We start from the raw sequence: 9,476 nt of genomic DNA, 5'->3' as shown, positions 1-9,476 counted from the left end.
CGCGTCGCCGAGCACGAAGGTGGCCTTGGGCAGTTCGCGCTCGCTGCCGCGCGGCAGGTGGCGCGTGCCGTCGATCTCCACGGCGCGCGGATCGGCCGCGGCCTGGTCGTGCATGCGGCCGCGCACGGTGGCCGGCGACTCCTGCGCCGCCGCGAAGCCGATGCTCATGCAGGCGGCGGTGACGGCGCCCGCGAGGGCGATGCGCTTCGGTAGCTTTCTTCTTTTCATTTCGGCTCGCTGGCTCGGGTTCTTCTGTGCGAAGGGGCGCGTCATGGCTTGTGCTCCTGCGTGGCGGCGGGTGCGAGTTCGACTTCGACGTCGAGGTTGAACAGCGGCGACTCGTTGCGGCCGGCCCGCTGCGCGCCCAGCAGCTTCCAGCGCGCGAGCACCTCGGCCTTCACCGCGTCGGCGCGCTGGCGGCCCAGCGAGGCGGCCTCGCCGGGCGCGGCCCGGTAGGCCAGCCGCAGCACCGCGGTCTTCTCGGCCAGCAGGCCCACCGTGCGGTCGAGCTCGGGCACGAAGCCGGCGCGCAGCACGGCGCTGCCGTCCTCGAAGGCCGCGCCCTGCAGCGCGAGCCGCACCACGCGGTGCACGGTGGCGCCGAAGTTGATCTTCAGCACCTTGCCGCGCGTGGCGCGCTCGGCCGCCGGGTTCTCGCTGGTGGTGCGGTAGCCCGAGGGCAGCGTGCGCTCGTCGAGCTTCAGCACCAGGTTGCTGCCGGTGCCTTCCTTCGGAATGGCGGCGCAGGCGATGTGGTAGCGGCCCTCGGCGTCGGTGGTCACCAGCACGCCGTTGACGGTGGCGATGCGCACGTTGGCCAGGCCCGGCTCGCCTTCGTCCTGGTAGCCGTTGGCGTTCTTGTCGTCGTAGACCTTGCCGATCACGTCGGTGCAGTCGAACAGCGCGTCGGGCACCACGCGCACGGTGGCGGTGGCCAGGTTCGACAGCGTGCGGCCGCCCACGCCCTGCGTGGCCACGACCTGGTTGACGAACTCGCCCTCGCCCACGCCGACCCCCACGCCCGCGACCATCAAATACTCCTTGGTCTCGTTGGGCGCGAAGTTCTGGCCCGGCACCACCAGCTGGCGGCCGTTCAGTTGCGGCACCACCGGCAGCGCCACGCCGCCGGGCAGGCTGCGCACGGTGAGCGAGCCCTGCACGTAGCGAAAGCCCGGCGGCAAGGTGTCGACCACGGCCACGCCCGGCACGGGGTTGCCGCGCGTGTTGCGCGCCGTGATGCGGTAGGGCAGCAGCTCGCCCTTCTTCACGGTGAGCTTCGAGGTGGTCTTGCGCAGCTCGATGAGCGTGGCGTCCGACGGGTCCAGCGGAATGTTGTTGGCCACCACGTGCTGGCCGCCGCCGCCCGGCATCTGGAACACCATGTAGTAGCCCGCGCCCGGCACCAGCGCCGCGCCGGGGCTCACCACGCAGGGGTTGGTCTGCGCGGGCGCCGGGCCGTTGGCCGGCGCCGCGCACGACTGCGTGCCCAGCGCGCCGGCGGCCGGCGGGTACATCGACGAGGGCAGGTAGTTGCCCGGCGGCGTCACCACCAGGCGGTACTCGCCGGCCGGTGCGCCCGGCAGCACGAAGAAGTCGTAGTAGCCGTTCGGGCCGGTCGTGTAGCTGTCGCGCCCGTCGAACAGGTGCTGCGCGGGGTCGAAGCCGGGCGGGCCCACCAGGCGCACCACGGCGCCGGGCACGGGCGTGCCGCTCACGCTGTCGTACACCACGCCGCCCGGGTCGTAGGGCAAGTCCTGCTTCTGCACGTTGGCGCCGGGGTTCACGCGCACCTTGATGGTGAAGCGCGGATCGCTCGGCGATGGCGTCGGGTACGGCCCGCCCGCGCCGTTCTGCGCCGCGTCGGTCGGCCACACGCCGCCCACGTAGCGGCCGTCGGGCGAGCGGAAGCGCACGCGGTATTCGCCGGGCACGAGGTCGCCGAAGCGGTAGCCGCCGTCGGCCGCGGTGGTCACGCTGTAGAGCACGGTGGCCGCGTTTTCCGCGCAGGCGTTGCCGCCGTCGGCGCAGCGCAGTAGCTCCACGGTCCAGCCCTCGCCGCCGCCCTCGCCCGATTCGCGGCCGCGGTTGTGGTTCTGGTCGAACCACACGTTGCCGCTGAGCGAGGCCGGCTGGTTGCTGTGCTCGTTGAAGTCGTAGCCGGTGCCGTGCGCGTCGAGCCCCGTGAAGCTCACGCGGATCTGGTTCGGGCCCTGCGCGGTGCCGCCCAGGGTGCCGGGCACGGCAATGCCCTCTTCGTAGCCCGCGGGCTGCGTCTCGGTGAGGGTGTAGCCGCCGCTGCCGGGCAACGGCAGGCCGGGCAGCTCGTAGCGGCCGTTGGCGTCGGTGACGGCGGTGCGCGTCACGGGCTGGCCCGCGGCGTCGGTGCCGGTGAGCGTGATGGTCACGCCCGGAATCGGCAGGTCCTGCGGCTCGCGCGTGCCGTTGCGGTTGGCGTCGTTGTAGACGGTGCCCGCAAGCGACGCGCCGCGTTCGCCGAAGTTGTAGTTGTCGCCGTTGCCGCCGCGGTAGGCGATGGCGCCGATGACGTCGTTGCCCAGCGTGCCGCTGGGCACGCCGTCGAGCGTGCCCACGGCGTCCAGGCCGTCGGCATAGGTCACGGGCTGCGTCTCGCGCAGCGTGTAGCCCGCGGCGTCGGCCGGCAGCAGGCCGGTGAACACGTAGCGGCCGGTGGCGTCGGTCACGGCGGTGGCGTTCACCGCCAGCCCGCTGGCCGAGCGGCCGGTGAGCGTGACCGTGACGCCCCCGATGCCCGGCTCGCTGGCCTGGCGCACGCCGTCGTTGTTGCTGTCGACGTACACCCAGCCCGCGATCTGGCCGCCGCGTTCGCCGAAGTTGTAGTCAATGCCCACGTCTTCCGACACCAGCGCGAGGCCACCGAAGCGGTCGTTCACGTTGCCGGGGTTGGCGGTGCCGCGCGGCGCGCCGTTCACGGTGCCCAGCGACTCGGGGCCGTCGGCCACGCCGGCGGGCTGGGTCTCGTCGATCTGGTAGGTGCCGGGCACCAGCTTGTCGAACAGGTAGCCGCCGTCGGCGCCGGTCTGCACCGTGCGGTCCACGGCGTTGCCCAGGAAGTCGGTGCCGGTGACGCGCACGGTGGTGCCGCCGATGCCCGGCTCGCCGCTGTCGCGCACGCCGTTGGAGGGCGCCACGTCGGCGTACACGTAGCCGGCCAGGCTCGCGGGCTTCACGGCCGAGAAGTTGTTGCCGGCCGAGCCCGCGCCCACCGCGCCGAGCACGATGTTCTGGATCACGTTGGCCGTGGAACCGTTGGGCCCGTTGCTCACGCCGCTGCCGCCGGTGGGCACGCTGCCCGCCGTGCTGCCCGCGCCGCTGACGTTGCCGGCGCGCGTGATGCCGGGCTCGTAGCCCTGCGGGCGCGTCTCGGTCACGGTGTAGCTGCCGGGCGCGAGGTTGGGAAAGCTGTAGTCGCCGCTGGCGTCGGTGGTGGTGGTGCGCGTGACGCTCTGGCCGTTGACGTCGGTGCCCGTGAGCGTGATGGCCACGCCCGCGATGCCCGGCTCGCCCGGCGTGTTCTGCGCGCCGTTGCCGTTGCGGTCGTAGTACACGCGGCCCGAGATGCCGCCCGGCAGCAGTTCGCCGAAGTAGTACTCGCCCTGCACGAGCGGCACGTTGGTGCCCGAAACGCTCACGCCGGTGATGACGTTGCCGCCGCCTTGCGGCGTGCCGGGGTGGCCGTTGTTGTTGGCCTTGCCCGGCGCGTAGTTGGCCGGCTGCGTCTCGGTGATGGTGTAGCCGCCGGGGCCCGAGGGCGGCACGTTGCGGAACTCGTAGCCGCCGGCCGGGCCCGAGGGCACGGCGACGATGCTCACGGGGTTGCCCGCGGCGTCGGTGCCCGTGAGGCGCAGCTCGACGTTCGGAATGCCGGTGTCGCCGGGTTGCGGCACGCCGTCGTTGTCGCCGTCGACGAACACGCGCACGCTGATGCGCGTGAGCAGTTCGCCGAAGTCGTAGCCGGTGCCGCTGACGTTGGAGCGCAGCGCAATGGCGCTCACCACGTCGTTGCCCACGGTGCCGCCGGCGCTGCCGGCCGCGTCGCTGCCGTCGGCGAAGCCGGCGGGCTGCGTCTCGGTCAGCGTGTAGCTGCCGGGCGTGAGGTTGTCGAAGGCGTAGCTGCCCGTGCCGGTGGCCGTGGTGACAGTCTTCGACACCGCGTTGCCGAACATGTCGGTGCCGGTGAGCGTGACGGTCACGCCCGCGATGCCGGGGTCGCCCGCGCTGGCGGCGCCGTTGTAGTCGGCGTCCTGGTAGACGCGGCCGGCCAGGCTGGACGCGCGCACTTCGCCGAAGTTGTTCGACACCGAGGTGCCGCCCGTGCCGAGCACGATGCCGTCGATGCGGTTGGCGTTGGAGCCGGCCGGGCCGCTGGTCACGCCGGCGCCGGCGGTCGGCACGGTGCCGCTCGCGCTGCCCGCGCCGGTGACGCTGCCCGCGCGGGTGATGCCCGGCTGGTACGCGGCGGGCTGGTCCTCGACCACGTTGTAGGTGCCGGCGGGCACGGTGAAGCCCCAGTTGCCGTTGGCGTCCGTGGTGGTGGTCAGCGACACCGGGTTGCCCAGCTGTCGGTGCCGGTCAGGCGCAGGGTGACGCCGGCAATGCCGGGCTCGCCGCCGTCGATCTGGCCGTTGCCGTTCAGGTCTTCGTACACGCGGCCGGACAGCGCGCTGTTCTGCACCGTGATGCGGCCTTCGTTGAAGTTGTTACCGGCGTTGGGGTCGGCGCCGCCGTTGGTGTCGCCCGAGCCGGTGGTGACGATGTGTGCGCGGTTGACGATCTCGGTGCCGTTGGCCGGCGCCGCGCCGTTCGCGAAGCGCACCGGAATGCGCACGGTGGCCGTGCCGTTGGCGGGCATCGAGGCGATGGCGCAGCTCACGGCCGTGCCGCCGGACGCGCCGGTGCAGGTGGGCGCGGCGGGCGTGAAGCTGCCGCCGGTGACGGTGAACACGGGCGTGCCGTCCAGCACCAGGGCCGCGGGCAGCGTGTCGGTGAAGCTGGTGGTCTCGGCGCTGTCGGGGCCGTTGTTGCGCAGTTGCACGAGCCAGTCGAAGGGCTGGCCCGCCGACGCGGTGGCCAGCGGCGTGCCGGTGCCCTTGACGACCGCCGCCTTCGAGACCACCTGCACGTCGGCCTTGAAGCGGAAGGTGGTGTTCTCGGCCACCGCGTTGTTGCCCTGCACCGCGTCGTAGACGTTGCGCGCGGCGTCGAAGAAATCGACCCTGGCGTTGTTCTGGAAGGTGCCGCGCGACACGCCGCGCAGCACCACGCGGAACTCCAGCGTGTTGGCGTCGCCGGTGGCGTTGGCGCCCGCGCCGCCCAGCGTCGGAATGGTGAACACCACCTGCCCGCCGGCCGAGCCGATGGCCGCGCCGTTGGCCAGCGCAAAGCTGGTGCCCGCGGGCGCTCCCGCCGGAAGGCTCACCGACACCAGCGTGGGCGGTGCCTCGCCGCCCGGGCCGGCCAGCGGCAGCAGGTCGACCATGCGCACGCCTTCCGCGGTCGACGCGCTGTTGTTCGACACCGTGATGGTGTAGCCCACGTCGTCGCCCACGTTCACCGGGTCGACGTCGTCGCGCTTGGTGACGACCAGGTCGTACACCGGCGCGGTGACCGCGGCCGGCACCGAGGCGTCGTTGTTGCCGGTGCTGAGCTCCGGCGTGGCCGTGGAGACATGCACGTTGTTGGTCACCGTGGTGCCGTTGAGCACGTACAGCGGCCGCACGCGCACCGTGACGGTCTGCTGCACGTTGCGGTCGAGCGAGCTCCACGCGCACTCGAGCTGGTTGTTGGTGATGCCGGTGCCCGTGGGCTGCGTGGTGTTCGGCGTCGTGGTGCAGTTGCCGCCGCCCGAGGCGGTGGCCGAGATGAACATCAGGCCGGCCGGCAGCGTGTCGACCACGCGCACGTCGTAGGCGCGGCTGCGGCTGCCCTGCGCCAGGCTCTGGTTGCGGGCCGTGAGCGTGTAGGTGAGCAACTGGCCCACCGGCACCGAGCCGGGACTGGCCGACTTGGTGACCGTCACGTCGCTGCGCGCGACCAGGTACGCGGTGGCGCTGCCGTCGTTGTTGGCCAGGTTCGGGTCGGCCGGCGTGACGGCCAGCGCGCGGGCCGTGTTGTCGATCTCGAAGCCGTGGTCGGTGGCCGAGCGGCCGTCGCCGTAATGCGACGCGACCACGCGCACCACCGGGCACAGCGGCAGCGCGCTGGCGGCGTCGGTGCTCGCGCGGCAGACCGGCAGGGTCGTGAGCGTGCAGCTCGAAAGCGAGGCCTGGCCGTAGCCGCTGCCGTTGGCCGGCAGCGCGCAGGTGCCGGCGAAGGTGCCGCCGTTGGCGGCCTGCGTGACGGCGCCCGCGCCGATCACTTGCGCGAAGGCGTCGGTGACGACCACGTTCTGCGCCTCGGAAGGGCCGGTGTTGACCACCTCGAGTTCCCAGGTGATGTTCTGGCCCGCGACCTGGCGGTTGCCCGCGCTGTCGCCGATGCCCACCACGCGCTTGAGCACCTTCACGTCGGCGGCGGTGGCGTTGTCGTTCACGCCGGTGCCCAGGCTCACGCAGTCGTTGCCGGTGTTGGCATCGGGGTCGGTGCCGAGCGTGGGCGCGGCGGCGGGCAGGGCCACGTTCACGCACATGCTGTTGACGATCTGGCCGCCGCCGGGCGGCAGCGCCGGGATGGTGGCGTTCACGATGACGTAGCCGCCGTTGCGCGCGGCGTTGCCGTTCGACGCGTCCACGCCGATGTCGGCCGTGAGCGTGCGCATGCAGGTCACCGTCGCGGGGCCGGGCACGGGCACGGCGGGCGTGGGGACGACGATCGCGCCGCCCTGGGTCACGGTGCAGGTGTAGCCGTCGCGCTGCGTGACGCTGTTGATCTGCACGCCCGCGGGCAGGTCGTCGACCAGCTGGATGGTGCTTCCCGCCAGCAGGCGCGTGCCGCCGAGGTTGGTGCTGCCGACCTGGTAGTCGAAGGCCTGGCCCAGCGGCACGTTGTTCTGCGGCCAGCCGCGGCGCTTGTCGGCGCGGAAGTCGGCGGCGGACACCGCCACGTCGGCCGGCACGCTGCCGGTGGCCGTGCTGGCGATGGGGCCGGTCGCGTTCACGGTGGCTTCGTTGACGACGCCGGTGCCCGCGCTCATGGCAATGACCGGCACCACGATGTCGCCGAGCGCCACGCTGGCGCCGTTGTTGCCGCCGATGTTGCCGCGCGTGCAGCTCACCGTCTGGCCGCTGACCGAGCAGCTCCAGCCGGCGGCCGCGTTGATCGGCGACTGGATCGCGAAGTTGGCGGGAAGGGTGTCGGTCAGCGTCACGCCGGTGGGCGGGCTGCCGCTGAAGCTCGGGCTCAGCCGGAAGTTGAAGCGCTGGCCCACCAGCAGCTGGCCGCCGTCATGGCTCTTGGCCAGCGCGAGCACGTAGCCGGCGGTGACGGTGGTGTTGGCGGTGGCCGTGTTGTTGGTCGCAACGCCGTCGCCCACCGAGCCCGCCGGCGCCACGGCCGGCTGGTGCGTGATGGTGGAGCCCGCGCCCGCGGTGACCACGCCGTTGACGGTGAAGGTGCGCGTGTTGCCGTTCGCGGTGGCCGGCACGTTGCAGGTCAGCTGGCTGCCGCTGATCGAGCAGCCCGCAGGCAGGCCCGTGCCCGAGACCGTCAGCCCCGTGGGAATGGGATAGGTGAGCGTCGAGCCCGTGCTGGCGTCGGGGCCGTTGTTGGTGACCGTGAAGACGATCGGCACCGTCGAGCCGCTGGCCGCGCTGGCCGGCGCGTTGATGCTCACCGCCACGTCGGCGCCCTGGTTCACGGTGATGGCCTTGGTCTCGCTCGCACCGTTGCCTTCGGGCGTGGCCGTGACGCTCAGCGTGCCCTGGGTGCGCGTGCGCAGCAGCACCTCGAAGGCACGCAGCTGGTTCGCCGCGAGCGTGATGCCCGAACAGGTCAGCGTGCCCGGCCCGGCCGAGCCCACGGGCACGTCGGCCGTGCAGGTGCCCACGGGAACCGCGCCCGTGCCCATGTAGAAGGCGTTCGCGGGGATGCTGTAGGTGAACGAGGTGCCAGGGGAGCCGATCGGCGCGCTGTCGGTGTCGGCAATCGTCACCGTGCTGGTGACGGTGCCGCCGGCCGGCAGGATGTCGGGCGCGTGCACCAGGCTGGACACCTGCGGCAACGCATGCGCGGCCACTGCGAACAGCAGGCCGGCCAGCGGTGCGGCAAGGCGCGCCAGGCCCCGCCGCCAGGCGAAGCGCGGCGTGGGCCGTGCGTTGAAGAACACGTCGCGCCGCACCGACGCGGCCGGCAAATTCGATGGGGTCCTGGACATCCCGTCCCTCGTGAAGGCTCTGATGGACCGGGCACCGACTGCCTGCGAACGCCGCTGGATGCGGCGGGGTGCTCCGGAAAGAGCGGGAGTCTCGAAGCCCTTCCCCAGGGCCACTTTTGCGATTCAGGACAAAAGGTTTGCTTCAGATGACAATTGTTTACGAATGCAACTTAACGTGAACTTAGTCACACAGCATTTCAGGCCCTCGCCCCTACGCTCGGCGCCATGTCTTACTGGTCGACCACGCCGCCACGGCGCGCGCACATCCTCGTCATCGACGACAACATTGAAGAGTTGCAGTTGCTGCTGGGCGCGCTGCGCGGTGCGGGCCACCGCATCAGCCTGGCGTTCGATGCGCTGCAGGGCTACCGGCGCGTCACCGCGCTGCAGCCCGACCTCGTGCTGCTGGACGTGCGCATGGGCGCCACCGACGGCTTCGCGACCTGCCGCCTGCTGAAGGCCGACAGCACGACGTCGCACATTCCCGTGATCTTCGTGACCTCGTCCAGCTCGGTGGAAGAGCGGCTCACGGGGCTGCGCGAAGGCGCGGTCGACTACATCCTCAAGCCCTTCGATTCCAGCGAAGTGCTGGCGCGCGTGGCGGTGCACCTGGCGCTGTCGGGCAGCAGCCACCGCGCGCAGGCCTGCATCGCGCAGGCCGAGAACGTGCTGGAGAACGCGCGCTCGGACAACGCCGACCGCGTCATCGCGCAGGCGGCCGAACGGCTGGTGCTGTCGGACCTGGCCAAGGTGCCGACGCTGCCCGAACTGGCCACGCGCGTGGGCACGCACGAGAAGCGGCTGTCGCGCGTGTTCCGCGAGCAGACCGGGCGCACGGTGTTCGAGTTCGTGCGCGAGCGGCGACTGGGCGAGGCGCAGCGCCTGCTGGCGGGTTCCGCGCTCAGCGTGGAAGAAGTGGCGCAGGCCGTGGGCTTTTCGGGCGCGGCCAATTTCTCGACCGCGTTCCGCGAGCGCTTCGGGATCACGCCTTCGTCCTACCGCAACGCACAAGCGGGCCGCCTCGCCTCGTCGTCGGCGCCGTCGGCCTGAGGCGGCCGCGGTGACGGCTCGCGGTGTCGCCACCGCCTTGCTGCTGGGCGCCGCCGCCTGGGCCTCGTGCTTCGCG

General features: G+C 72.2%; 4 protein-coding genes. 1 reads left to right on the top strand and 3 read right to left on the bottom strand.

Features of this window, described 5'->3' with window-relative positions; translation table 11 throughout:
* From BMG07_RS37840 to BMG07_RS37830, 3 genes are all read right to left on the bottom strand, one after another.
* A partial coding sequence (locus BMG07_RS37840) for a hypothetical protein (protein ID WP_198088787.1) occupies positions 1-273 on the bottom strand: 273 nt, incomplete at its 3' end.
* Positions 270-4,586 (bottom strand): SdrD B-like domain-containing protein, encoded by a 4,317-nt coding sequence (locus BMG07_RS37835; protein WP_198088786.1) that lies wholly within the window; start codon positions 4,584-4,586, stop codon positions 270-272. The genes BMG07_RS37835 and BMG07_RS37840, both read right to left, overlap by 4 nt.
* Entirely contained in the window at positions 4,577-8,350 is a 3,774-nt protein-coding gene (locus tag BMG07_RS37830) for a DUF11 domain-containing protein (RefSeq protein ID WP_198088785.1), read from the bottom strand. The genes BMG07_RS37835 and BMG07_RS37830 overlap by 10 nt, the downstream gene beginning before the upstream one ends.
* A 225-nt stretch (positions 8,351-8,575) precedes the next feature.
* Here BMG07_RS37830 and BMG07_RS37825 point away from each other — a divergent pair, with 225 nt between their 5' ends.
* Positions 8,576-9,400, top strand: coding sequence for a helix-turn-helix domain-containing protein (locus tag BMG07_RS37825; RefSeq protein WP_198088784.1), 825 nt, complete (start codon positions 8,576-8,578; stop codon positions 9,398-9,400).
* Positions 9,401-9,476: the final 76 nt, after the last annotated feature.

Origin of the sequence: Variovorax sp. E3, from assembly GCF_016082275.1 — a bacterium.
Taxonomy (GTDB): Bacteria; Pseudomonadota; Gammaproteobacteria; order Burkholderiales; family Burkholderiaceae_C; genus Variovorax.
This window is presented reverse-complemented; position numbering and strand designations above follow the sequence as displayed.